Origin of the sequence: Pseudomonas sp. BSw22131, from assembly GCF_026810445.1 — a bacterium.
In the GTDB taxonomy this organism is placed as follows: Bacteria; Pseudomonadota; Gammaproteobacteria; order Pseudomonadales; family Pseudomonadaceae; genus Aquipseudomonas; species Aquipseudomonas huanghezhanensis.
Map to the genome: position 1 here is coordinate 1,381,475 of NZ_CP113949.1, position 25,646 is coordinate 1,407,120.

Here is a 25,646-nt window from a genome sequence, read left to right on the forward strand (position 1 = left end):
ATGGTGTAAATAAACCTCAGCCCGGAGAGCCAAACTTGAAGGGATCAGCGCCACGGTTCTGGCTGTTTTTTGCCTTGCGCGCATCGTCTGGCGGTCGGACCATTTGTACAGTCAGACTGCCGTCGCTGCCGGCGTAGACCACCGCACTGGTGCCGCCGTCCTTGTAGCTCGCCATTGTTGCGATATTGATTTCGACCAGCGCACCGCTGACGCCGGTATTGCCGATACGGCGACCGATGTCGTAACCCTCTTCGACGTTGCCCAGCTCAAGGCCATGACCGTCTTTGTTCAAGTCGTGAAGGGCATTGTTCAGGGCGATTTCCGCTTCTGGATTGCCAGTGCTGTCATAGAACACCCGGACCGGTTTCTGGCCTTCGGGCAAAGTGTCCAGCGCTTGCATCCAGGCAGCTTGAAGGGCTTTGGCCTGCAAGGCGGGTTTCAGGCGTTTACCGTTTTCATCCTGCATTGAGGCCTTGATCGGGCGGTGCAAATAGCCCAGAACCGGTGCGGCATCGAACTCCTTGACCTGGTGCTGACCCCAGCGGATCGGCAGCCAAGGGGAGGGCTCGAAATTACCGGGGCCGCGGTTGCTTATGGTTTTCCAGAGGGTGGGCAGTTGGGCTTGCCAGTAGGCGGTGGACATAGTGCCGGGAGCGTAGGGGGTTTCAATGCCTTTCGCTTTTTCGGCAGTTTCGTACCAATCGATAAACGCTTTGTCACGATCCCAGTAAAAAGCCCAAAGTTTGCCCAGATCGGTGTTTTTGTTTTGGTTATCCTCAGCCTCTTGAACCGCATAGGGACGAATGTAGCGGTCTACACGATCCGAGCGAGTGACCAGCAGCCCGGTCATACTTTCAAACACAGTGGGTACGACCTGAGCGTTTTTTGGCAGTCCGGGGGTGCCGCGCTTTCGATAAATATCTCGCGTAACATCACCGTCCTCGCTTGCGATCAGCGCTTGCGGAACTTTAGGGTTGTCATCGAAAAACTTAAACAGTCGCTCGATCATGGCTTGCGCGTGGCTGGTGCTTTCGTCGCTCTGCCAGAGAAGCAGGGTTACGCCGAGAGTTGCCCCATTACGGCCGGAATTGATCAGATTTGCAGCCCGGTAAGGTTTGTCATAAGGATTTGGTGGCCCCAACGCGAAGGTTGGCAGAGGCCAGTAGGCCACTGATTCTCCAGCAGAGTGCTGGAATGCAACACGTACCTTGATGGAGCGAGAGTTTTCTCTAGATGATAATGACGCAGGATAGTCATTGGGGTTTCGCGAATATATGGATTCAAAGTTGTTATTTTTTTTCTTGATGGATTCCCAAATCGTTGACTGATGGTCTTTGTAAATTCCAATCCCTACACCTCGCATCTCTAGCGCATATGTCCGTTTTTGCGTGGTCTCCTGCGCGGACATCTGGGCCGTCACTTGAGCTTTATAGGCGGTTAGCTCAGCTTTTTCATTAGCAAGCGCTTTGCCCCACCAGTGACCGCTGTAAACCAGCAGCGCGGCGCCTAAAATGCCTGCAATACTCCAGCGCAGCACCGGGTTTATGTCGCGAAGTTCCATATTGTTTTCCTGTGCTTTTACATAGACAAGTAGAACGAAACCAGCCCAAAGGGTGACTAGTGTTACTGATGTCCAAAGATATGGCTTGAGGTTCGGTCGCAATGCTGTTTTAGGTTGCCGATCTCTCACTGGGCATATCCTTTATTCAAAGCGCTAGTCACGAGAGGTGGCGGTGTCATTGGTACTAAGTTAAGAGGTGGAAATATACCTTTTTGGTAGTACTCATGACTGGCTTTTACCAACGCCTGTGCGTCAGAGCTAAGTCGTATCCAGCCTGGAGATTCAGTGGTTGTAAGATATTGGTTCGTATCCATCTTCCAATCAGCAATCGCCAACAGCACCTCACGCATATCCGGATCGTCCAGGCTTTTTGCCTGGCCAATGGAAATGTCCATGGCAGTAACCCAGCGATGGTTTTCCGGGCTGCGCAGTACACCCGAGTGGTAACTGTTTTTGTCCAGCACATCCTCGGAACGACCCATGCGTTCACGAATTTCTCTGGGCGTTTCTTCGCGCTCTATGTCGTACTGATCCTGAGGCTTGGGGGCGCCGTCCCCGTATATTCGTTGTTTATACATGGCACCGGTTTGCTCATCAGGCAATTTACCCGCGTTGTACTTGGCGCGTTCTTTCTCCAGATCTATCGAACCTGTATGGCTGCGGACAAAGTGCCTCTGAAACTTGGCTATCGGGTTGCCCAGTGCGGAGGCTTTGCTCACATCGTCAGGTCTGTCCCACCCTCGTTTCACCTCCCCGCCAAACATTTGCGGTGCATGGGGTGGAGTGAGTTGTTCTGCGTTGATCAAGCACATCTGTCCTGTACTTACAGGCGCTTGCGAAAGAAGCCCTGCGACTGTCCATCCGCCGGGATAACGAGGTTCGTTGTCGGCACGCAACAACTCATCGGCGGGAGGTTTCCCAACCAGTACAGGTAATCCATGTCGCTCACGCTTGGTCCACATACGCTGATAAAAGCGCAAAGCCTTTAATTCGGTCATCGGCTGGCGACCGTTTTCATCTTCCTGCGTATCCCATACGCCGTAGGTGCCAATACCCCTGACATCATCCAGCGCCACAGTGGTGTCGTCCGGGCAGAAATACAGGTAAACCTTGCCGCGATTGTCACGCTCAGGAAAAACCGTCACGTTGCCTACTTTATCCTTGCGCATGCCTTGTGCCGGCGTCCATTGCGGGCCGCTTCGTCCGCAATAAGTCGCTGGGCTGCGAAGGTCAGACAGCGGTGGCTGAGCATGAGGGGATTGGGTAACTTGCGTGACGATGCGGGTCAGGGTGGAGAGTGTGTCGTGCCCCTTGGGTGTATTTTTGGGAAACAGGCTATAGGGCGAATCCACCATGATCAGGGTGTCTGCGCAGCGTTGTCCGCCATCCACCAGCAGCGCTTGAGCCAGCAGGGTGATCAATGTGCCTTGGCTGTGCGCCATGATGGTGATGGTTTCGTCGGGAGATACCTGACGGATCTCGCGGACCATCATCGCGAGCCGGTGAGCCGCCAGCACGAAATAACGCCGATGTGGGTTGTTGCCCATATAGCTTGTGTTGGGCAGCATGCGCGATGCCGCCTCAAGGCGTTTAGTTTTAACGAGGCCCTTGCCGTACATCTCCAACAGATTGTTGGTGGCGTTGGCAAAAAAACCGCCGCCTTTGCCAAAGTGTCGGTCCAGACGATTACCCAAGGTGTCCTGATACTGGTCGCGCAGTTTGGTGGGGTCGTTGTTCTTGTCTCGACTGATCTCGCTTGGGTCGGCTCGGTAGCCCCAGTAAAAGGGAATCAACAGGCTGCGGGTTTTTGGATCGTCCGTGTCGCGTTTATAGAGATTCGTGTCAGGGTCATCGAGTGTTGCCCTTTCATCGTCACCTCGGTCGTCAAACGGGACTTTTTTAGCCTGAGCGTAATCAACCCCATACCGCCCGGCCTTCAAATCCGGCCTATCCAGCCGCTCATTAACGCCCTGACACAACCCGGTCTCCACCGACTCATACGAAGCCCCCGGATCATTCACGCCATGCAGGAAAATCACCACGCCGGGCAGGTCGGCGGGCACTTCCATTTTGCTGGTGGTATTGAGGTTCGGGATCAGGCGTGTGTTGCCTTGCGCCACAGTGTATTGATCGGAACCGCTCATTGGGCGCCTCCTTTTGGAGTGCCGCTGCGTAAAGCGGATACTTGCGCTTGATGCATCATGTCGCGTTCCACCCGTTCGGTCAGGCCGCTTGAGTCGGTCAATCCCTTCACCGTGCTGCCATCTTCCAGTTTGATTTCATAGGCATGGTCTACCGCTGTCCGCACGCTGTCTTCGCTATGGCCGGGGTAGTGGAACTCGAGGCGCTGAGCCGCTGGATCGCGGCCAAAGGCGGGGATCGAGGCACTGTCGGTTTTGGGGCCGACCCAGTCGTGCTCGCTGGCATGCACAGTGACCTTGGCCTGCGTACCTATCTCAATGCCGCCGCCAATCTTGATGTAGCTGCCATCGTCGGCCACCAGGCGAATGGTCGGCGCGGTGATGACCACTTCGCCTTCAACCGCTGACAGGTGCAGGTTTTTCTGGGCGTTGAGGGCGATGTCGTCCTCCTGTGCCTGGACCAGCACTTTGCCCCGATTGGCGATGGCGCTAATGCCGCCATCCTGAGCGAAGGCCGACAGCCCTTTTCCCGCCTGCAGGCGCATCACCGCACCGCTGGTCAATTGCAGGTGATCCTGCGCCGTGGTGTCGTGGTTTTCACCTGCGTAGTGGGCTTGCGAGCGGGGTGTGGCGCTGGCGATTCCGGCTTCCGCGGTCACGGCCATGACCGGTTCGCCCACGCTGTTGCTGTCCGGCGCGGGCCACTGACTCAGCGACTGGCGCAACGCCTCAATGCCTTTGCTATCGACTGCCTGACCGCCGCGTGCGGCGGCAGTTTCGCCCAGGGATTTGAACAGCTCGCCACACTCGGCCAGCAGCTTGAGCAACTCTTCGCGATCCAGTTGTGAGCCTTTGGCGTCCAGACGCGCATAGGTGGTCAACAACATGCCTTGGGCTGCACGTAATGCAATGGCGGCATCGGTGCGCAGTTCTGCGCCGTTACCGCGTGGCTGGGCGGTGCCATCGGTGCGCGGTTCGGTCAGTTTGCCGAGGTTGAGCGCGGTCGCTTGATGAGTGGTGCCCATGCGCGCGCGCAGGGAACCGGGGGTGTCATCGAACAGCAGCTCATTGAAACCGTTGCCTTTGTGTTCCTGCGTCCTGATGCCCGACAGAGTCCGATTGCCCGGCAGCCCTGTGGCCTTGCTGAAGCGAGGCGGGAGGTTGTCGGCGTTATAAAGCACGGAGGTGACAAGGGGCCGGTCAATGTCTCCGCCAAGAAACGTCACCAGTACTTCCTGGCCGATGCGTGGCAGAAACTGATGACCGAAGCCACTACCTGCGCTGGGCATTGCGACCCTTAGCCAGGTTGTGCCTTGCGGCAGGCTATCGCCGCGCTGCCAGTGAAACCTGACCTGTATGCGTGCCAGTTCATCAGTGAACACTTCCTCGCCTTGCGGCCCAACCACGATGGCGCTGAGCGGTCCGGGAACGGTCGGGCGAGGGATCGTAATCGGGTGGCGATAGGGGATCTTGCGGCGAACGCACACGAACTCGTTGCTGTAGCCTGCCGTTTCTTCGGACAGGTAGTTATTAGCGCCCTGATGTTTAACCGATAACAGCAGAAAACGGCGGTCTTCGGCAGCGCCGCGATCGTGATCAAAATGTTGAGTCAGTTCAAACGTGTAACCCGGGTACATCGCGCGGCAATTACTGCTGCCGGTGAATGTCTTGCCTTGTACTTCGATGGCTTCCAGACGCTGACGCACCAGGCGCTCGCCGTTCTCGCCATTGCCATGGCTGTAATGGTCGAGGAAGTCGTAAACCTCGTAGTTGTCGACGTTGCCCTGTGTATTAAGGCTGCGCATGCTGACGGGTAGCTGATTACGCGGTTGCTTGTAATCGAATGTCTGTATCGACATGCGCCCTGATTGCAGGGTCCGGTGACTGCTCCATTCGGTGATCGAGTCTGCTGTCTCGGTCACGGATGCGCTGTGGTAACGGATTTGCGGCTGCTGCGGGAGGTCCGAGAGGTCACGGGAGTTATCCGTGATGATCAAGGTGTGTCCGTCTTTGCTGTGATCGAAGTAGAAGAACAGCCCCTCGTGTTCAAGCAGTCTCAGCACAAAAGTCAGATCGCTTTCACGGTACTGCGTGATGTAACTGTGCGACAGCAGTGGCTGACTCAGGCGGAATTCGAATGCGGGCAGTGCGCCGTACGCAGCAAACACGCTGCGGATGACGTCTTCGATTGTCTGCTCTTGAAAAATCCGCGAGTCGATGCGACGCGACAGCATCCATATCCAAGGGCTGAGTGTCGCGCTGTAACGCGCTAGGCTGCCGTCGCTGCCTTGCAAGCTGAAATGGCTTATGTAGCCGTGGATGTAGCGTGAGTCCCCGGAAGGCAGCTCTATTTCAATTAGCGCCGGTTGGCCTATCTGCGACTTCAGCTCAAGGCCTGCATCGCGACTGAGCATCGCCAGTTCGAAGGTGAACAGTTCGGACAAGCCTTCTGTGCCGGAAAAATGCTCCAGTAGAAGTTCTTGGTCATCGCGGGCGACGGTGGTCAATCTCATCAAACGACGGTTTTGTGGCGCAAATATGCTTGTTAGATCCTTTAACATTGTCACTCCGACATTAAAACGACAGCTCTATTCCGGGCGTTGAGAGCAGGTCGCAGTGTATAGGCTTCGTGCCGTGCTCACATCCAGAAATAAAGAAGGTTACGGTGTTTCACGATCTTTTACCGATAAGCAGCACAACTGTTTCTAATCTAAGTTAGTCATTCTCTATGATCACCATGACCACACTTAATGCCAAGCCAGCAGGCACCAATCACCTGTGCTTGACGACTGGATTCCACGCCAATGTTTGCCACTTCAGTGGAAAGTCCTCGTTGTTGAAGGAAATTTGCAGGCTCACCAGCGTTGCCCGGCTGGAGCGCTGGAAGGCACGACGACGCTTTATCGGGCAACGGGTGTGGGCATCACCGTCTGACAGGGATTGCTTCCTGTGATTTGTAAACGAGTGGGAATAACCCATCAGCGCCAACCCCAACCCGGCGCTGAAACGTCTTGACCGATAAGGGCAGCCAAGGCTGCCCTTATCTTATTTCAAATGCGGGTGTATCTTATTCGCCCCTCGGACGCGTGCTCGCTCGCGATTGTCCATCCCCGTCTTTCACCAAGGTACTGCTCATTCATGTCTTTCACCCGTCGACAAATTCTCGGAGGTCTGGCCGGTCTTGCCGTGGTTGGATTGGGCGCAGGTGGCGCCTCGCGTTACTGGCTTGGCCGCAAGGGGCCTGGTGACGGTCATGATTTCGAGTTGATTGCCGCGCCGCTTGATGTTGAGTTGGTTGCGGGCCATCAGACGCCGGCCTGGGCGTTCGGTGGCTCGGTGCCAGGCACCGAGTTACGGGTAAGGCAGGGAGAGTGGCTGCGGCTGCGGTTCATCAATCACCTGCCTGTCGAGACCACCATTCATTGGCACGGCATTCGGTTGCCGCTGGAAATGGACGGCGTGCCTTATGTCTCACAGCTCCCGGTCAAGCCGGGAGAGTATTTCGATTACAAGTTCCGCGTCCCGGATGCCGGCAGCTACTGGTATCACCCGCACGTCAGCAGCAGCGAAGAGCTTGGGCGGGGGCTGGTCGGGCCGCTCATCGTTGAAGAGCGCGAGCCTACGGGTTTTGCGCATGAGCGCATCGTCAGCCTCAAGAGCTGGCATGTGGACGAGGAGGGCGCGTTCACCCCTTTCAGTATTACCCGCGAGGCCGCGCGTGAAGGCACGGCCGGGCGCTTGTCGAGCATCAACGGCATTCCTCAGGGCGTCGTGGATTTGCCAGCCGGGCAGATTGTGCGGGTGCGCATCCTCAACCTCGACAATACCGTGACCTACCGTTTGAACCTGCCGGGCGCTGACGCGCAAATCTATGCGCTGGACGGCAATCCGATCACGCCGCGCCCGTTCGGCAAGGATTACTGGTTAGGCCCCGGCATGCGCATTTGCCTGGCGATCAAGGCACCAGCGGCGGGAGAGGAAATTCCTCTGCGCAATGGGCCGGTACGGTTGGGCACGTTCCGGTCGGTCGCCAGCACGGAGACGCCGGGTGACTGGCCGCCCGCGCTGCCACCCAATCCGATTGCCGAACCCGATCTGGAAACGGCCGAAAAGCTCAATTTCAATATCGAATGGGCGGGCGCGGTGTCGGTCAATGTCGACAACGGCAAGCCACCGAGCCTTTGGCAAATCAATGGTCAGGCGTGGGACATCACCGACAAGACCTGCGCAGACCGCCCGATTGCGAAGCTTGAGAAAGGCAAGAGCTACATTTTCGAACTGAAAAACATGACCCAGTATCAGCACCCGATCCACCTGCACGGCATGAGCTTCAAGGTGCTTGCTTCTGATCGCCGGAAGATCATCCCGTATTTCACCGACACCTTCCTGCTGGGTCGCAACGAGCGTGCGCGGGTTGCGCTGGTGGCCGATAATCCCGGCGTATGGATGTTTCACTGCCACGTGATCGATCACATGGAAACCGGTCTCATGGCAGCTGTCGAGGTTTCGTAATGCGCCAGCCGCAAATCATCGATCGCAGCCGCGATCAACATTTCATGCGCGAAGCTCTGGCGCTGGCGTCCCAAGGCGCATTGCTGGGTGAAGTCCCGGTGGGCGCGGTGCTGGTACAGGATGGCGTGATCATTGGTCGTGGCTTTAACTGCCCTATCAGCGGCAGCGACCCCAGTGCCCACGCCGAAATGGTCGCCATTCGCAATGCCTCGCAGGCCGTCAGCAATTACCGGCTGCCGGGCAGTACGCTGTACGTCACGCTTGAGCCGTGCAGCATGTGCGCCGGGCTGATCGTCCATTCGCGAGTCAGTCGTGTGGTCTACGGCGCTCTTGAGCCCAAGGCCGGGATCGTGCAAAGCCAAGGGCAATTTTTCACCCAGCCGTTTCTAAATCACCGCGTGCTGTTTGAAGGCGGCGTGCTGGGCGAGGAGTGCGGAACGATGCTGAGCGAGTTTTTCAGGATGAGAAGGGCGAAAAGCCAGGAGGCTGTTTCAAAGAGTTGAGGCGTGATTTACAGCGGCGTTTTTTCTTCGGGAGGCTTGGTCTTGTCCACGCCCGGCACGTGCAGATTGCTTTCCGCCACCTGACTGCCTTCAAGCTGCGGCTGGGTCACCCACGTGAGGATGTCGTAATAGCGGCGGATGTTGGCGACAAAACTCACGGGCTCGCCACCGCGGGCGTAACCGTAACGGGTCTTGCTGTACCACTGCTTCTGCGCGAGGCGAGGCAGCATCTTTTTGACGTCGAGCCACTTGTTAGGATTCAGGCCCTCGTTTTCTGCCAGCTTGCGGGCGTCATCCAGGTGACCGCCGCCTATGTTGTAGGACGCCAGCGCTAACCATGTGCGATCAGGCTCCTGAATCTTTTCATCGAGCTGGTCCTTCACGTAGGCAAAGTACTTTGCCCCGCCCTTGATGCTCTGCTTGGCGTCCAGCCGGTTGGATACGCCCATGGCTTGAGCCGTGCTCTGGGTCAGCATCATCAGCCCGCGAACGCCGGTTTTGGACGTTACCCCCGGCTGCCACAGCGACTCCTGGTAGCCGATAGCGGCCAGCAGCCGCCAGTCGACCTGTTCTTCTTTGGCAGATGCCTGAAACGTCTTTTCGTACTTGGGCAGGCGCTCCTGCAAATGCTGGGCGAAGGTGTAGGCGCCAACGTAACCGAGCACGTCCACATGGCCGTAGTAGCGATCCTTCAACCGCTGCAACATGCCGTTTTTCTGCACTTTGTCGAGAAAGGCGTTGATCTCGTTCAGCAGGCTATTGTCATCGCCCAGTGCCACGGCCCAACGCTGATCCCGGCCTTCACCCAGATCGAAAGCTACCCGCACGTTCGGGAAATACACCTGATTCATTGCCAGCTCGTTGGAATCGACCAGCGTCAGGTCAATCTGCCCTTCGTCCACCATGCGCAGCAGATCAACGACTTCAACCTGATCGGATTCTTCGTACTGCAATTGCGGATATTTGACTTTGAGCGCCGCCAGTTGCTCGGCGTGACTGCTGCCCTTCAAGACAAGAATGCGTTTGCCGACCAGATCGCCGGGTTCAGTCGGGCGATTCTGGCCGTTGCGATAAATAACCTGGGGGGTGACTTCAAGGTACTGATGGGAAAAACGGACCTGCCTGGCACGCTCGTCGGTGCTGACCAGCCCGGCGGCAGCGAGAACAGGACCGCCCGGTTTGTTCATCTGATCGAACAGATCATCGATGTTATCGGCAGTTTCGATTTTCAGCTCGACGCCCAGATCGTCGGCGAAACGCTTCACCAGTTCGTACTCGAAACCGGTTTCACCGTTGCGATCCTGAAAATACGTCGCCGGGCTGTTACGGGTGACGACGCGCAGAACGCCATCCTCCTTGACTCGTTCAAGCGTGTTGGGTTTCTCAACACACGCGCCGAGCAGCAGGAAGATTCCGGTTGCGATGAGCCACTTGGCGCAGCGTGGGCGGAAGTCTGATTGGGAAAACATCGGTGCAGTATACGCAAAGCAGCCTGACCGCCATATCTCGACAGTAAAGGTTGCGTCTGATAGGGAGCGACTTTGTGACCCGTCGACAAAGCGCAGGTTGCCACGCCGACGTTCGGATGTATTCGATGCGGTCGTTCTGGGTGCCGAAAGTGGAGGTTTACGCTAGAATGCATGGCCTCAAAGCACACCCCCTTCCCCGAGGCTGTCCCGACGATGTTGATCCTGCGTGGTGCTCCCGCCCTTTCTGCTTTCCGCCACAAGAAATTACTTGAGCAGCTGAACGCTAAAGTTCCAGCTGTCAGTGGCCTGTACGCTGAATTCGCCCACTTCGCTGAGGTCGCCGGTGTTCTGACCGACGAAGAGCAGCAGGTTCTTGCCCGACTCCTGAAATACGGCCCGAGCGTGCCGGTCCAGGAGCCGCGCGGTCGCCTGTTTCTGGTGCTTCCGCGCTTCGGCACGATCTCGCCATGGTCGAGCAAGGCCACCGATATTGCCCGTAACTGCAGCCTGACCAAGATCCAGCGTCTTGAGCGCGGCATCGCTTTTTATGTAGAAGGGCAGTTCAGCGACGCTGATGCGCAATTGATTGCCGACAGCCTGCATGACCGCATGACGCAGTTGGTGTTGAGCGCGCTGGAGCAGGCTGCCGGGCTTTTCAGCCACGCCGAACCCAAGCCGCTGACCGCTGTTGACGTGTTGGGCGGCGGTCGTGCCGCGCTTGAAAAAGCCAACGTCGAGTTGGGCCTGGCCCTCGCCGATGACGAAATCGACTATCTGGTCACCAGCTTCATCGGCCTCAAACGTAACCCGCACGACATCGAACTGATGATGTTCGCCCAGGCGAACTCCGAGCACTGCCGTCACAAGATCTTCAACGCCAGTTGGGATATCGACGGTCAGAGCCAGGAGAAAAGCCTGTTCGGCATGATCAAGAACACCTACGTGATGCACAGCGAAGGCGTGTTGTCGGCTTATAAAGACAACGCATCGGTCATCGTGGGCAGCGTCGCCGGTCGTTTCTTCCCGAACCCTGATACCCGTGAATACGGTGCTGTTCAGGAGCCGGTGCACATCCTGATGAAGGTCGAGACTCACAACCACCCGACGGCGATTGCGCCATTCCCGGGTGCAGCGACCGGTTCTGGCGGCGAGATCCGTGACGAAGGTGCAACCGGACGCGGTGCCAAGCCTAAAGCCGGCCTTACCGGTTTCACTGTTTCAAACCTGAATATTCCAGGTTTCGTTCAGCCTTGGGAGAAGCCGTACGGCAAACCCGAGCGCATCGTGACCCCGCTCGACATCATGATTGAAGGCCCGCTGGGTGGCGCGGCGTTCAACAACGAATTCGGGCGTCCGGCACTGACCGGCTACTTCCGTACGTTCGAGCAATCGATCACTACCCCGCACGGCGACGAAGTGCGCGGCTACCACAAGCCGATCATGTTGGCCGGCGGCATGGGCAACATCCGCGAAGACCACGTCCAGAAAGGCGAGATCAAGGTCGGCGCCAAGCTGATCGTGCTGGGTGGCCCGGCGATGTTGATTGGTCTGGGCGGCGGGGCGGCGTCTTCGATGGCCACCGGCACCAGTTCGGCAGACCTGGACTTTGCGTCCGTTCAGCGTGAAAACCCTGAGATGGAGCGCCGTTGCCAAGAAGTCATCGACCGTTGCTGGCAGCTGGGTGATCAAAACCCGATTGCCTTTATCCACGACGTGGGCGCGGGCGGCCTATCCAACGCTTTCCCGGAACTGGTCAACGATGGCGGTCGCGGCGGTCGCTTTGAACTGCGCAACGTGCCTAATGACGAGCCGGGCATGGCCCCGCTGGAAATCTGGAGCAACGAATCCCAAGAACGCTACGTCATGGCGGTCAGCGCCGAGAACTTCGAGCGTTTCAAAGCCATTTGCGAACGTGAGCGTTGCCCGTTTGCAGTGGTCGGCGAGGCCACCGAAGAGCCGCAACTGACCGTCACCGACAGCCATTTTGGCAACAGCCCTGTAGACATGCCGCTCGAAGTGTTGCTGGGCAAAGCCCCGCGCATGCACCGTTCGGCCACTCGCGAAACCGAGTTGGGCGATGACTTTGATCCGAGCACGCTCGACATCGAAGAAAGCGTACAGCGCGTGCTGCGTCACCCGGCAGTTGCCAGCAAAAGCTTCCTCATCACCATTGGCGACCGCAGCATCACCGGTCTGGTCAATCGCGATCAAATGGTCGGTCCATGGCAAGTGCCGGTGGCTGACGTTGCCGTCACTGCCACTAGCTTCGACGTCTACACCGGTGAAGCGATGGCCATGGGTGAGCGGACGCCGCTGGCCTTGCTGGACGCGCCGGCCTCAGGACGCATGGCGATTGGCGAGACGCTGACCAACATCGCGGCCTCGCGCATCGGCAAGATTTCCGACATCAAACTCTCCGCCAACTGGATGTCCGCAGCCGGGCACCCAGGCGAAGACGCGCGCCTGTACGACACCGTGAAAGCGGTCGGTATGGAGCTGTGCCCGGAGCTGGGCATTACCATTCCGGTGGGCAAGGACTCCATGTCCATGAAAACCCGCTGGAGCGATGAAGGCACCGAGAAAACCGTGACGTCGCCGCTGTCGCTGATCGTGACCGGCTTTGCACCGGTAACCGACATCCGTGGCACGCTGACCCCGCAACTGCGCATGGACAAAGGCGTCACCGACCTGATCCTCATTGATCTGGGTCGCGGCCAGAACCGCATGGGTGCATCGATCCTCGCGCAAACCCACGGCAAGCTGGGCAAAGTCGCGCCGGACGTCGATGACGCCGAAGATCTCAAAGCGTTCTTCGCCGTTATTCAGGGCCTCAACGCCGATGGCCACCTGCTGGCTTACCATGACCGCTCCGACGGTGGTCTGTTGGTGTCCGTGCTGGAAATGGCCTTCGCCGGTCACTGCGGCCTGAACCTGCAACTCGACGGTCTGGCAGAAAACAAAGCCGCCATTGCAGCGATCCTTTTCAACGAAGAGCTGGGTGCTGTAATTCAGGTGCGTCAGGACGCCACCCCGGACGTGCTGGCACAGTTCAGCGCAGCAGGCTTGGCGGGCGATTGCGTCGCGGTCATCGGCCAGCCGGTCAATAACGACGATGTGCACATCAGCTACGACGGTGCGCCTGTTTTCACCGGTCAGCGTCGTCTGTTGCAGCGTCAGTGGGCTGAAACCAGCTACCAGATCCAGCGTCTGCGCGATAACGCCGAATGCGCGGATCAGGAGTTCGACGCGCTGTTGGAAGAAGACAACCCAGGCCTGAGCGTCAAGCTCGGTTATGACGTCAACGACAACATTGCCGCGCCTTACATCAAGAAGGGCGTTCGCCCGCAAGTGGCGGTACTGCGTGAGCAGGGCGTCAACGGTCAGGTCGAGATGGCTGCAGCGTTCGATCGCGCAGGCTTTGCCTCTGTCGATGTGCACATGAGCGACATCCTCGCGGGCCGTGTGGACCTGAACGAGTTCAAGGGTCTTGTGGCCTGCGGCGGTTTCTCCTATGGCGACGTGCTCGGTGCGGGCGAAGGCTGGGCGAAATCAGCACTGTTCAACACTCGTGCCCGCGATGCGTTCCAGGCGTTCTTCGAGCGTCAGGACAGTTTTGCGCTGGGTGTTTGCAACGGTTGCCAGATGATGTCCAACCTCAGCGAGCTGATTCCGGGCAGCGAGTTCTGGCCGCACTTTGTGCGCAACCGCTCCGAGCAGTTCGAGGCGCGGGTAGCGATGGTCCAGATTCAGGAATCGGCGTCGATCTTCCTGCAAGGCATGGCCGGTTCGCGTATGCCAATCGCTATCGCTCACGGTGAAGGTCACGCTGAATTCAAGAGCCCTGAATCGCTGCTGGAAACCGATCTGTCTGGCACTGTGGCGATGCGCTTCGTCGATAACCACGGCAAAGTCACCGAGACTTACCCGGCCAACCCGAACGGTTCGGCGCGCGGCATTACGGGTCTTACCACCCGCGACGGTCGCGTCACTATCATGATGCCGCACCCTGAGCGCGTGTTCCGTGCAGTGAACAACTCTTGGCACCCGGAAGAGTGGACCGAAGACGGCGCGTGGATGCGCATGTTCCGTAACGCTCGCGTCTGGGTGAACTGATAGCGGATGTACAAGCTCGCCTTCTTCGTGCCACAGAGCCACGTAGAGCAGGTCAAAAGCGCCTTATTCGCCGTCGGTGCGGGGCGAATAGGGGCTTACGATTGCTGCGCCTGGCAGGTGCTCGGTCAAGGCCAGTTTCGCCCGCTGGACGGCAGTCAGCCGTTCATCGGGCAGACCGGCCAGATTGAGCATGTGGAAGAGTGGAAGGTTGAGCTGGTTGTCGCCGATGAGCTGATCAAGCAAGCGGTGGCCGCGCTTAAGCAAAGCCATCCATATGAAACGCCCGCATACGAGGTCTGGAAGCTGGCGGATTTCTAAAGCGCGCCGCAAATCCCTGAGCGAGCCGACTTGTTAGCGAGAGACTTACCCGGCGTATTCAGGCACATCGCTTCGCGAACAAGTTCGCTCCTACAGGATCACGGGCCGTACGCAATGTTCGATCACGGCCGAATCTCAATCATCGTCCCGTCCTTCACCAAATCCCAGACTTCACGGATATCGCTGTTTCTCATGGCGATGCAACCGTTGGTCCAGTCCAGCGTCTGGAAATACCATTCCGGGTATTCCTCATCCACGGGCGTGCCATGGATCATGATCATGCTGCCCGGATTCACGCCTTCACGGCGCGCCCGTGCGGAGTCGCTGATGTTGGGGTAGGAGATGTGCAGTGACAGGTTGTAGTTGTTGCTGGTCTTGCGCCAATCCAGCCAGTAAAAGCCCTCTGGCGTGCGTTGATCGCCTTCCTGCAGTTTCGTGCCTTTTGGCGACTTGCCGAGTGAAACGCGATACGTCTTCAGCGCCTCTCCATTGCTGATCAGCTGCAACTGACGCTCTGATTTAAGCACCAGGATTTTGTCGATGGTGCGATCGGCGATGTTTTCAGTATTGATGACCTTGTTGCCAATGAACTTCTGCTCACTGCCTTTGGGCACGATGGTCTGGGTGAACGACGCCTGCGACAGCGAAACGAACGACAGACAAAACACAGCAAGCAACCAACGCATCGAAACGGTATCCCTGAAGACAGCGCGAGCTCGCGCGTCGGTTAACTGATCAAGTGGGTGTAGGAGGGCGTGACACAGGCAGGCAATCGCTATGGACCGGGAAAACACCTTTTTGCCGGTCAGCGAAGAACCATTCTAGGGTACGTCTGACCGTGTGAAAAGCCAGCTCGTCCCACGGAATATCCGCTTCGTCGAACAACTGGACCTCAAGGCTTTCAACACCTGCGGCGAAGTCTTCGCTCGTCAGTTCGGCGCGATAGAACACATGCACCTGACTGATGTGTGGCACGTCGATCAGCGTGTACAGCTGCATATTGTTAAGCGTGGCGCAGGCCTCTTCGACGGTCTCGCGGCGGGCAGCCTGCTCAACGCTTTCGCCGTTTTCCATGAAGCCTGCCGGCAGCGTCCAGAACCCCAGTCTTGGCTCGATAGCGCGGCGACACAGCAGCACTTTGCCTTCCCACACCGGCACGCTGCCAGCGACGATATTGGGGTTCTGGTAATGAATGGTGTGGCAGTGCTCACACACATAGCGCAGTCGGCTGTCGCCTTCGGGGATGCGCTGGATGACCTGTTCGCCACAGTGGCTGCAGAAATTCATGTTCGAACCGGATGATTGAGTCAGCGGCTATCTTGGCGTGCCCTGTGGGTGATCGGCAAGCAGCCGTTTCATCGCGTCGGTAATTTGTCCTACAAGGACTTGGGGTGGTCACCTACTTTGGTGCATGATGCCGGGTAGGTAACAGATCGAGATATCCCATGCTGGACGAGCTACTTCGCCGAATTGGCAGTCATACGCCGGGCACGCTGGAGACCGACGCTCGCTTTCCCGAGGCTGCGGTGCTGTTGCCCATTACCCGCAGCGACGAACCGGAACTTGTGCTCACGCTGCGAGCGAGCGGGTTGTCGACGCATGGTGGTGAAGTTGCCTTTCCGGGCGGTCGCCGCGATCCGGAAGACCCGGACCTGATCTATACCGCATTGCGTGAAGCCGAAGAAGAAATCGGCCTGCCGCCAGGGTTGGTGGAGATTGTCGGACCGTTGAGTCCCTTAATTTCCAAACACGGAATCAAAGTGACCCCGTACGTCGGTCTCATTCCTGATTTCGTCGAATACACCCCAAATGATGGCGAGATTGCTGCGGTTTTCAGCGTGCCACTGGCATTTTTTCGTGAGGACGTCCGAGAGCACACGCATCGCATCGATTATCAGGGGCGCAGTTGGTACGTGCCGAGCTACCGGTTTGGCGAATACAAGATTTGGGGGCTGACCGCGATCATGATCGTCGAGCTGATGAACGTCCTTTACGACAGCGACATCAGCCTGAGCCATCCGCCGAAACGCTCTGCCATCGAATTCCTGAAATCCTGATGTCACCCCGTTTGCCCATGCGCGCTGCCAGCGCATCGAAAGCCTGCGCCCCATTTGTCAGCCATCGTCAGACCATGAGGACAATAAAATGAAATACCGCCTGGGAGATTCCCGTGTCGACGCGCACCCGCAAAGCTGGATTGCGCCCACCGCCACGCTGATTGGCAACGTCAGGCTTGAAGCCAACGCCAGCGTTTGGTTTGGCGCCGTGTTGCGCGGCGACAACGAGCTGATTCACATCGGGGAAAACAGCAACGTTCAGGACGGCACGGTGATGCACACCGACATGGGCTCACCGCTGAACATCGGCAAAAACGTGACCATCGGCCACAACGTGATGCTCCACGGCTGCGACGTGGACGACAACACGCTGATCGGCATCAATTCAGTCATCCTCAACGGCGCGAAGATCGGCAAATACTGCATCATCGGCGCCAATTCCCTGATCGGCGAAGGCAAGGTCATACCCGATGGCTCGCTGGTCATAGGCTCACCCGGCAAGGTCGTGCGCGAGCTGACCGAGGTGCAGAAGAAGATGCTTGAAGCGAGTGCTGCCCATTACGTGCTAAATGCCCAGCGCTATGCGCGGGATCTGGCGCCGCAGGAGGATTGATGAGTATGGATTTGCCGCGTCCTGAAAAGCCTGTGCGTTCACCGTGCGTTAACGTGTGTGCGCTGGATGAGCGAGACGTGTGCGTGGGCTGCCAGCGCACTGTCGCGGAGATCACCGGCTGGAGCCGCATGGACAATGCGGCGCGTCGGGTTGTGCTGGGCTTGTGTCACGAGCGTGCGGTGGCAAGCGGGATGATGTTTTCGGTACCCGCTGGCTGATGCAGCTCATGCAGGACCGCGCTTGCACGCGATTGCAGTGGGTCAGGCATATAGATGTCGACTGATACGCTGATATCGTGGACAAGCGTGACCTTGTAGTTAACCGCGTCGAACGCCCGTCCGCCTCCACCCCCCATCTCCTCGGGCTTCGTGGTAAATTGCGCGCCTTTCTCCCCTGGGGTTGCTCGCCCAAGGCGGGTTGCCCTTGATATCTGCTCCACGAGGCCCTGAGATGACTCAAATCGGAACTCCACTGTCGCCGACCGCGACCCGTGTATTGCTCTGCGGTTGCGGAGAGCTTGGTAAGGAAGTGGTCATCGAACTGCAACGCCTGGGCGTTGAAGTGATCGCTGTCGACCGCTACGCCAACGCGCCGGCCATGCAGGTCGCGCACCGCAGTCATGTGATCAACATGCTCGATGGTGCTGCGCTGCGTGCAGTCATCGAGGCGGAGAGACCCCATTACATCGTCCCGGAAATCGAAGCCATCGCCACGGCGACGCTGGTAGAACTCGAGGCCGAAGGATTCACGGTGATCCCGACCGCCCGCGCTGCGCAACTGACCATGAACCGAGAAGGCATTCGTCGTCTGGCCGCTGAAGAGCTGGACCTGCCCACCTCTCCTTATCACTTCGCCGACACCTTCGAGGCCTACAAGCGCGCTGTCGAAGACTTGGGTTTCCCATGTGTGGTCAAGCCAGTGATGAGTTCTTCGGGCAAGGGCCAAAGCCTGCTCAAGACTGACGCCGACATTCAGAAAGCGTGGGATTACGCGCAAGAAGGCGGTCGTGCGGGCAAAGGCCGCGTGATCATCGAAGGCTTCATCGATTTCGATTACGAAATTACCCTGCTGACCGTTCGTCATGTGGGCGGCACCACCTTCTGCGCGCCAGTCGGTCACCGGCAGGAGAAGGGCGACTATCAAGAGTCATGGCAGCCACAAGCGATGAGCCCGGTTGCGCTGGCTGAGTCTGAGCGTGTTGCCAAGGCAGTCACCGAAGCGCTGGGTGGTCGCGGGCTGTTCGGCGTCGAGCTGTTCATCAAGGGTGATCAGGTGTGGTTCAGCGAAGTGTCGCCGCGCCCGCATGACACCGGGCTGGTCACGCTGATTTCTCAGGACCTGTCGCAATTCGCGTTGCATGCCCGCGCTATCCTCGGCCTGCCGATTCCGTTGATTCGTCAGTTCGGGCCCTCGGCATCGGCGGTGATTCTGGTTGATGGCACATCGACCCAGACCGCCTTCGCTAACCTTGAGCAGGCGTTGAGTGAGCCAGACACGGCACTGCGCTTGTTCGGCAAGCCGGAAGTCAACGGTCAGCGTCGCATGGGCGTGGCGCTGGCGCGTGACGAGTCAGTCGAATCCGCTCGCGCCAAGGCTACCCGTGCTTCAAGAGCGGTGAAAGTGCAGTTGTAAGCGATCTGCGTAGCCAAACAAACGGCGCCCATCGAGGCGCCGTTTTTTTTGTTCGGAAAATTGGATCGGCCCCTGTAGGCGCGCGCTTGCCCGCGATTGTGGAGTGTCATTTATCACCATCGAAGCTGACCCAACTCTTTCGCGGGCAAGCGCGCTCCTACAGTCAGGGGTTGCGTCATGCAATCGTGTGCAGATCCCGATCCCGGGTTTCCTTCAGGCACAGCACGGCAATCAGGCTGATCAGCGCTGCCGCCGAGACGTATCCGCCGACCCAGCTCAAACCGCCCATTTCCACCAGCTTCTGTGCGAAAAACGGTGCGACGGAAGCACCGACAATGCCCCCAATGTTGTAGGCCGCCGAGGCGCCGCTGTAGCGCACGCGTGTCGGAAACAGCTCGGGCAGCATCGCGCCCATCGGAGCAAACGTCACGCCCATCAAAAACAGTTCTATCGACAAGAACAACGCCACCGCCCAGGTGGTGCCATGTGTCAGCAAAGGCTCCATCAGGAAGCCTGACAAAATCGCCAGTACGCCACCGATGATCAATACCGGCTTACGTCCGAAACGATCGCTGGCCCACGCCGAAAGGGGTGTCGCCAGCGCCATGAACAGCACTGCGAAGCACAGCAGGGCGAGGAAGGTTTCACGCGTGTAACCCAGCGTTTTCACTCCATAACTCAGTGAGAAAACCGTCGAGATGTAAAAAAGTGCATAACACACCACCATCGATGCTGCGCCCAGCAGCATCGGCACCCAGTATTGGGAAAAGAGTTCGGTGATCGGCATTTTCACGCGCTCATGACGCGCGATGGCATTGGCAAAGACCGGCGTTTCTTCAAGCTTCAAGCGCACATACAGGCCGATGATCACCAGTACTGCGCTGAGCAGGAACGGTACGCGCCAGCCCCAGGAGCGAAACTGTTCGTCATCCAGGGTCATGGCCAGCGTCAGAAACAGTCCGTTGGCGGCGAGGAAACCAATCGACGGGCCCAGTTGCGGGAACATCCCATACCAGGCGCGCTTGCCCTTCGGCGCATTTTCGGTGGCGAGCAACGCCGCGCCGCCCCATTCCCCGCCCAGCCCGAGACCCTGGCCAAATCGCAGCACGCACAACAGGATCGGGGCCCATGCTCCAATGGCGTCGTAGCCCGGCAACACACCAATCAGCGTGGTGCAAACGCCCATTAGCAGCAATGAGGCGACCAATGTCGATTTCCGGCCAATACGATCACCGAAGTTCCCGAACAGCAGCGACCCTAATGGGCGTGCGAGAAAGGCGATGCCGAAGGTAAGAAAAGCCGACAGCATTTGCGCGGTGCTGGAGGTCTGCGGGAAGAATACTGGCCCGATCACCAACGCTGCTGCGGTGGCATATACATAAAAGTCATAGAACTCGATGGCGGTGCCGATGAAGCTTGCCGTTGCAACCCGTGTGGCTGAGTTGGCAGGTCGAGCCTCGGTGTTTTCGCTTGGAGGGTAGGCGGATGTTGTGGTCATGCAGTTATCCCTGGACTGTCATGTTGCCTGTCAGGCGCTGTCGCAAAATCTGCGCGCGCTGAGGCAAACGTTAATTATTGTGGGTGCAGCGCTGAACAGACTCGCCCTGATCGGGGCGGGGCGTGGCAATGCTCGGGATGGGAGCGGGCGCCAACGGTTACGTTAAAGTCAGGCTGGGTGACAGGCCGGATCGCACGGTGTGCGGGTAGCACGCGGATCGGCGGGGCTGGGTAAGCGAGGTCGATTATAGGAAGGGGGTTGACCGGGAAACAAGTGCCTCAATCGTGCGAAACAATGCATTTCTGTAGTCGTGGATTCATTCGCGCGGGGTCAGAAGTGATTCAATTCATGATGTCGACTCGCCAACAAGTTAGCTCCCGCAGAACGAATGCATTCGCGTGGCGGCGAAATTGATTCGACCGAGAAAACGTCTCGCCGACAAGTTGGCACCTGCAGGGAGGCTGCTGTGGGTGTTCAGTGCACGGCCTTGGTGGCGGTGTTCTGCCACATCATCACACGCGTAACCCGGTTGTCTTCCGTCTCCAGAATTTCGAGTCGATAAGGACCGATCTTCAGGCACACAGCGCTTGCGGGGATGCTTTCCAGTGCTTCGGTGATCAGTCCGTTGACGGTCTTGGGCCCATCGGACGGTAAATGCCAACCCAGGCTTTTATTCAGATCACGAATCGACGCAGCACCGTCCACCAGCAAGCGACCATCCGCCTGCGGCTGGACGTGCGGATTGGTCATGGACTGCTCGCTTTCGAACTCGCCGACAATCTCTTCCAGAATGTCTTCCAGGCTGACGATGCCGAGTACCTCGCCATATTCATCCACCACCACGCCCATGCGGCGCTGTTGCTTGTGGAAGTTCAGCAGCTGCAATTGCAGCGGCGTGCTTTCCGGGACGAAGTAAGGCTCGTAACACGCAGCTATCAGCTCTTCTTTGGTGAGCTGGCCGCGGGGCAACAGGTGGCTGATCACTCGGGTATTGAGCACGCCCTCAACCTGGTTGATGTCGTTGTGATACACCGGCAATCGGGTATGCCGCGAGATGATCAGCCGCTCGATGATGTGCTCGATGCTGTCGTCCAGATTCACCCCGTCGACCTCACTGCGCGGGACCAGGATGTCGTTCACGGTCATGCTGTCCAGCGCGTAGATACCGGAAATGACGTGCGCCCTGCCGGACTGTGGCGTGGAGTGTTCCTGATGAGTGGTTGGGCCTAGGTCATCGTCATCATCAGACTGGGATGCGGTACGACGCCTGGACAGAAATGGCCGCAACAGCAGTTTCGCAATGTTCTTGTAGAGCCAGGTCAGTGGTGTAAGCAGGGTCATCGGTGCGCGCAAAAGCGTGTTGCCGAGCAGCACTATGGCTTCCGGACGACGCGCCGCCAGTTTGCGCGGGATGAACTCAGCGACAATCAGCAGCACGCTAGTGACCAGAACCCAGGCCAGCGTCGGACCGTTGAAGTAGAAGTTGTTGAGGGCGATGAGGGTGGCGACGACGGTAATCAGCACCCTGATTAGCGTGTTCGCCAGGATCAGGCTATTGAGGTTGAACGCCAATGCAGGCTTGGGCGGATCGCCAGGGCGGCTGCTCGCACGTATTGCCCTGAGTTGGTGATAGGCGGCTTCTACCGCCGTGAGCAGTCCAGACCACAGCGTCAACAGACCAAGAACGGCGAGCATCGTGCTCAGGTGCAGGTTATCCATTATCAGCGCCCGTCAGATGTGCAGAATGTATTCGCGTACCAGCTTGCTGCCAAAGTAGGCCAGCATTAGCAGGCAGAATCCGCCCAGGGTCCAGCGGATCGCTTTGTGCCCGCGCCAGCCCAGGCGGTTACGGCCCCAAAGCAAAACGCTGAAAACGATCCACGCCAGAATCGAAAGCAACGTCTTGTGCACCAGGTGTTGCGCAAACAGGTTCTCCACAAACAGCCAGCCGGAGATCAGCGACATCGACAACAGCGTCCAGCCAGCCCACAGGAAGCCAAACAGCAGGCTTTCCATGGTCTGCAGAGGGGGGAAGTTTTTTATCAGCCCGGAGGGATGCTTGTTTTTCAGCTGGTGGTCTTGAACCAGCAGCAACAAGGCCTGGAACATCGCGATGGTGAACATCCCATAAGCCAGGATGGACAGCAGGATATGGCCGATGAGGCCTTGCTCCGCCACGATAGGCTGCAATGTACCGACCGGAGCGAACTGGGCCATCAGCGTAGTCAGAAGGCCCAGCGGGAACAGCAGGATCAGCAGGTTTTCGACCGGAATGCGGATGCAGGCGAGGAGCGTTACCACGATGACGGCGACCGCAATCAGGCTGGCGGCGCTGAAGAAGTCCAGCCCCAGGCCGATAGGGCGCACCAGTTGACCGAACAGCGCGGATGCCTGGCATGCGACGGCGAGCGTGCCGATAAGGCACAGCAGCCATTTGTCGACCTTTATGCCCTGGCGCAGGCGCAGGCCCTGATAGAGAGTCGCAGCGGCGTAAAGGACGGCGGCGGCGAGGCTGGGTAGCAAGCTGGGTGACAAGGGGAACATAGATCCTGTTGGGCGTGCCCGAAAGGCGCTGAGTTTGGCATAGAACCTACCCGTCACAAAAGACCGCGTAAGAAAGACCATATAAGCAGACTGCCTGTGGTGTCCGTGACGCAGACTCTTCGCTATAATCCGCGGCCTGCTCAAGCCACAGGCTCGCCGGGCGCTGTCAATTCGCACTGTGTTCATCCGGTGCTTCACATGACAGGGCCCTTACGGGCCGGGCCGCACAACCGGGGTTCGCCATGAATCCAAAGGATCGCGCATGTTTGAAAATCTGACAGACCGTCTCTCCCAGACGCTGCGCCAGGTCACTGGCAAGGCAAAGCTGACTGAAGACAACATCAAAGACACCTTGCGTGAAGTGCGTATGGCTTTGCTCGAAGCCGACGTCGCGTTGCCGGTGGTCAAAGACTTCGTGGCCAGGATCAAGGATCGTGCAGTCGGCACCGAGGTGTCGCGCAGCCTGACCCCGGGCCAGGCATTCGTGAAGATCGTCCAGGCCGAACTGGAAGAGATGATGGGGGCCGCCAACGAAGAGCTGACCCTCAATGTCACGCCGCCTGCAGTGATTTTGATGGCGGGTTTGCAGGGGGCGGGTAAGACCACCACGGCCGGCAAGCTGGCGAAATTCCTGAAAGAGCGCAAAAAGAAAACGGTGATGCTGGTCTCGGCTGACGTGTATCGTCCCGCGGCGATCAAGCAGCTGGAAACCCTTGCCAACGATATCGGCGTGACGTTCTTTCCGTCGGACCTCAGCCAGAAGCCTGTCGACATTGCCGAAGCGGCTATTAAAGAAGCCAGGCTGAAGTTCATCGATGTCGTGATCCTCGACACCGCCGGCCGTCTGCACATCGACGCCGAAATGATGGGCGAGATCAAGGCGCTGCACGCTGCGGTCAAACCGGCTGAAACCCTTTTCGTGGTTGACGCCATGACTGGTCAGGACGCGGCCAATACGGCCAAGGCGTTCGGCGATGCGCTGCCACTGACCGGCGTGATCCTGACCAAAGTCGATGGCGATGCCCGTGGCGGTGCAGCGCTGTCGGTGCGTGCCATTACTGGCAAGCCGATCAAGTTCATCGGTATGGGTGAGAAGAGCGACGCGCTCGAGCCGTTCCACCCGGACCGTATCGCTTCACGCATCCTGGGCATGGGCGACGTGCTCAGCCTGATCGAGCAGGCCGAACAGACCCTCGATAAAGACAAGGCCGACAAACTCGCCAAGAAGCTGAAGAAGGGCAAGGGCTTCGACCTCGAAGACTTCCGTGATCAGCTGCAGCAAATGAAGAACATGGGCGGCCTCGGCGGGCTCATGGACAAGCTGCCCAATATCGGTGGCATGAATGTGGCGCAAATGGGCAATGCCCAGGGTGCTGCAGAGAAACAGTTCAAGCAGATGGAAGCCATCATCAATTCGATGACCCCGCTTGAGCGTCGTGATCCGGATCTGATCAGCGGCTCGCGCAAGCGACGCATCGCCATGGGTTCCGGCACGCAAGTGCAAGACATCGGGCGTCTGATCAAGCAGCACAAGCAGATGCAGAAGATGATGAAAAAGTTCTCCACCAAGGGTGGAATGGCCAAAATGATGCGCGGCATGGGCGGGATGCTGCCCCGCGGTGGCATGCCAAAAATGTAATTTCGCTGCGCGGGAGCTGCTTCCCGCGCATCCTTTCTTTGGGAGGTCACTCCCACTGACCCGCACTTGCGGGGACTTGCCGGCCTTCCTGTAAGGCAGGCTCATGGCAAATCCATATGACACGGTTGCAGGCGACGGAAAAAGTCATTTGCAAAAGTCGGGATATTCCTTAGAATATGCGGCCTTTCGGGCACCTATGCCCGCTGTGCATCTTAGATTTGCAGCACCGACTACAGGAACGATGTTCACATGCTAACAATCCGTCTTGCCCTTGGCGGCTCCAAAAAGCGCCCGTTTTACCACCTGACTGTGACCGATAGCCGTAACCCACGCGACGGTTCGCACAAGGAACAAGTAGGTTTCTTCAACCCGGTTGCCCGTGGTCAGGAAATCCGTCTGTCCGTGAACCAAGAGCGCGTAGCCTACTGGCTGAGCGTTGGTGCACAACCTTCTGAGCGTGTTGCTCAGTTGTTGAAGGATGCTGGTAAGGCTGCGGCCTGAGCCTTATGAACGCGACGCCAGCTTCGGCCGACGATTTGATCGTCATCGGCAAGATTTATTCGGTACATGGCGTTCGCGGCGAAGTGAAGGTTTACTCTTTCACTGATCCGATAGGAAATCTGCTGGATTACAAAACCTGGACGCTTCGGCGCGAAGGCAGCGTCAAGCAGGTAGAGCTGGTCAGCGGACGCTTGCAAAACAAGTTTCTGGTCACAAAGCTCAAAGGTCTCGATGACCGTGAAGAAGCTCGTCTTCTGGCCGGTTTTGAAATCTGCGTGCCACGTAACCTGTTCCCTGATCTGACTGACGGCGAGTACTACTGGTACCAGCTTGTTGGTCTGAAGGTCATCGACCACCTCGGGCAATTGCTCGGGAAGATCGATCACCTCCTCGAAACTGGCTCGAACGACGTAATAGTGGTCAAGCCCTGCGCTGGCAGTCTGGATGATCGTGAACGCTTGCTGCCCTACACGGCGCAGTGTGTGTTGGCCGTCGACCTGAATGCGGGCGAGATGAAGGTGGATTGGGACGCGGACTTCTAAGCA

General features: G+C 58.1%; 19 protein-coding genes and 1 pseudogene. 11 read left to right on the forward strand and 9 right to left on the reverse strand.

The features are described 5' to 3' along the window. Positions 1–16 precede the first annotated feature (16 nt). Genes OYW20_RS06170 through OYW20_RS06180 form a run of 3 tightly spaced genes read right to left on the reverse strand, consistent with a single transcriptional unit; the run spans position 17 to position 6,263 of the window. A complete protein-coding gene (locus tag OYW20_RS06170) occupies positions 17–1,690 on the reverse strand; it encodes a type VI lipase adapter Tla3 domain-containing protein (RefSeq protein WP_268799830.1) in 1,674 nt (557 codons plus the stop codon). Continuing rightward, a complete protein-coding gene (locus tag OYW20_RS06175) occupies positions 1,687–3,705 on the reverse strand; it encodes a T6SS effector phospholipase Tle3 domain-containing protein (RefSeq protein WP_268799831.1) in 2,019 nt (672 codons plus the stop codon). The genes OYW20_RS06170 and OYW20_RS06175 overlap by 4 nt, the downstream gene beginning before the upstream one ends. Beyond that, positions 3,702–6,263, reverse strand: a complete 2,562-nt coding sequence (locus OYW20_RS06180) for a type VI secretion system Vgr family protein (protein ID WP_268799832.1) — start codon at positions 6,261–6,263, stop codon at positions 3,702–3,704. Before OYW20_RS06180 ends, OYW20_RS06175 begins: the two co-directional genes overlap by 4 nt. Before the next feature lie 577 nt (positions 6,264–6,840). Between OYW20_RS06180 and OYW20_RS06185 the strand changes: the two genes are divergently transcribed. Next, entirely contained in the window at positions 6,841–8,214 is a 1,374-nt protein-coding gene (locus OYW20_RS06185) for a multicopper oxidase family protein (protein ID WP_268799833.1), read from the forward strand. Next, positions 8,214–8,717, forward strand: a complete 504-nt coding sequence (gene tadA / locus OYW20_RS06190; RefSeq protein WP_268799834.1) for a tRNA adenosine(34) deaminase TadA — start codon at positions 8,214–8,216, stop codon at positions 8,715–8,717. Before OYW20_RS06185 ends, tadA begins: the two co-directional genes overlap by 1 nt. Positions 8,718–8,725: 8 nt before the next feature. Here the strand turns inward: tadA and mltF are convergent, their stop codons facing one another. Beyond that, complete coding sequence (gene mltF, locus OYW20_RS06195; RefSeq protein ID WP_268799835.1) at positions 8,726–10,186, reverse strand: membrane-bound lytic murein transglycosylase MltF; 1,461 nt, start codon at positions 10,184–10,186, stop codon at positions 8,726–8,728. A 213-nt stretch (positions 10,187–10,399) separates the two neighbouring features. On the opposite strand from mltF, the gene purL reads away from it, so the two are divergent. Together purL and OYW20_RS06205 are read left to right on the forward strand one after the other, a co-directional pair. Further along, positions 10,400–14,299: a phosphoribosylformylglycinamidine synthase gene (purL, locus tag OYW20_RS06200; RefSeq protein WP_268801062.1), complete on the forward strand. Its 3,900-nt coding sequence runs from the start codon at positions 10,400–10,402 to the stop codon at positions 14,297–14,299. 6 nt (positions 14,300–14,305) lie between these two features. Next, positions 14,306–14,617 (forward strand): Nif3-like dinuclear metal center hexameric protein, encoded by a 312-nt coding sequence (locus OYW20_RS06205; RefSeq protein ID WP_268799836.1) that lies wholly within the window; start codon positions 14,306–14,308, stop codon positions 14,615–14,617. A gap of 122 nt (positions 14,618–14,739) precedes the next feature. On the opposite strand, the pseudogene OYW20_RS06210 reads toward OYW20_RS06205, so the two are convergent. Both OYW20_RS06210 and OYW20_RS06215 read right to left on the reverse strand, forming a co-directional pair. Next, positions 14,740–15,162 (reverse strand): annotated as a pseudogene (locus OYW20_RS06210) (L,D-transpeptidase family protein); the annotation flags it as partial. Between the two features lie 190 nt (positions 15,163–15,352). Continuing rightward, positions 15,353–15,904 carry an NUDIX hydrolase gene (locus OYW20_RS06215; RefSeq protein WP_268799838.1) on the reverse strand — a complete coding sequence of 184 codons (552 nt, stop codon included), beginning with the start codon at positions 15,902–15,904 and terminating at the stop codon, positions 15,353–15,355. Positions 15,905–16,062: 158 nt separating this feature from the next. Here OYW20_RS06215 and OYW20_RS06220 point away from each other — a divergent pair, with 158 nt between their 5' ends. The 4 genes from OYW20_RS06220 to purT all read left to right on the forward strand — a co-directional run bounded on the left by OYW20_RS06220 (position 16,063) and on the right by purT (position 18,919). After that, positions 16,063–16,674 (forward strand): CoA pyrophosphatase, encoded by a 612-nt coding sequence (locus OYW20_RS06220; RefSeq protein ID WP_268799840.1) that lies wholly within the window; start codon positions 16,063–16,065, stop codon positions 16,672–16,674. A gap of 88 nt (positions 16,675–16,762) precedes the next feature. Next, positions 16,763–17,287 (forward strand): gamma carbonic anhydrase family protein, encoded by a 525-nt coding sequence (locus tag OYW20_RS06225; protein ID WP_268799841.1) that lies wholly within the window; start codon positions 16,763–16,765, stop codon positions 17,285–17,287. Next, positions 17,287–17,505, forward strand: coding sequence for a DUF1289 domain-containing protein (locus OYW20_RS06230; RefSeq protein WP_408005473.1), 219 nt, complete (start codon positions 17,287–17,289; stop codon positions 17,503–17,505). Before OYW20_RS06225 ends, OYW20_RS06230 begins: the two co-directional genes overlap by 1 nt. A gap of 232 nt (positions 17,506–17,737) precedes the next feature. Then, entirely contained in the window at positions 17,738–18,919 is a 1,182-nt protein-coding gene (purT, locus tag OYW20_RS06235) for a formate-dependent phosphoribosylglycinamide formyltransferase (protein ID WP_268799842.1), read from the forward strand. Between the two features lie 175 nt (positions 18,920–19,094). On the opposite strand, the gene OYW20_RS06240 is transcribed toward purT, so the two are convergent. The 3 genes from OYW20_RS06240 to OYW20_RS06250 all read right to left on the reverse strand — a co-directional run bounded on the left by OYW20_RS06240 (position 19,095) and on the right by OYW20_RS06250 (position 22,961). Next, the gene (locus OYW20_RS06240) at positions 19,095–20,417 is read right to left on the reverse strand and encodes an MFS transporter (RefSeq protein WP_268799843.1); all 1,323 of its coding nucleotides are present in this window, start codon (positions 20,415–20,417) and stop codon (positions 19,095–19,097) included. Between the two features lie 474 nt (positions 20,418–20,891). After that, positions 20,892–22,136 (reverse strand): transporter associated domain-containing protein, encoded by a 1,245-nt coding sequence (locus OYW20_RS06245; RefSeq protein WP_268799844.1) that lies wholly within the window; start codon positions 22,134–22,136, stop codon positions 20,892–20,894. A 12-nt stretch (positions 22,137–22,148) separates the two neighbouring features. Next, complete coding sequence (locus OYW20_RS06250; RefSeq protein WP_268799845.1) at positions 22,149–22,961, reverse strand: cytochrome C assembly family protein; 813 nt, start codon at positions 22,959–22,961, stop codon at positions 22,149–22,151. A gap of 262 nt (positions 22,962–23,223) precedes the next feature. On the opposite strand from OYW20_RS06250, the gene ffh reads away from it, so the two are divergent. The 3 genes from ffh (at position 23,224) to rimM (ending at position 25,643) form a co-directional block, all read left to right on the forward strand. After that, a complete protein-coding gene (gene ffh, locus OYW20_RS06255) occupies positions 23,224–24,600 on the forward strand; it encodes a signal recognition particle protein (RefSeq protein ID WP_268799846.1) in 1,377 nt (458 codons plus the stop codon). Positions 24,601–24,849: 249 nt separating this feature from the next. Next, the gene (rpsP, locus tag OYW20_RS06260; protein WP_268799847.1) at positions 24,850–25,101 is read left to right on the forward strand and encodes a 30S ribosomal protein S16; all 252 of its coding nucleotides are present in this window, start codon (positions 24,850–24,852) and stop codon (positions 25,099–25,101) included. Positions 25,102–25,106: 5 nt separating this feature from the next. Beyond that, a complete protein-coding gene (gene rimM / locus OYW20_RS06265) occupies positions 25,107–25,643 on the forward strand; it encodes a ribosome maturation factor RimM (protein ID WP_268799848.1) in 537 nt (178 codons plus the stop codon). Positions 25,644–25,646: the final 3 nt, after the last annotated feature.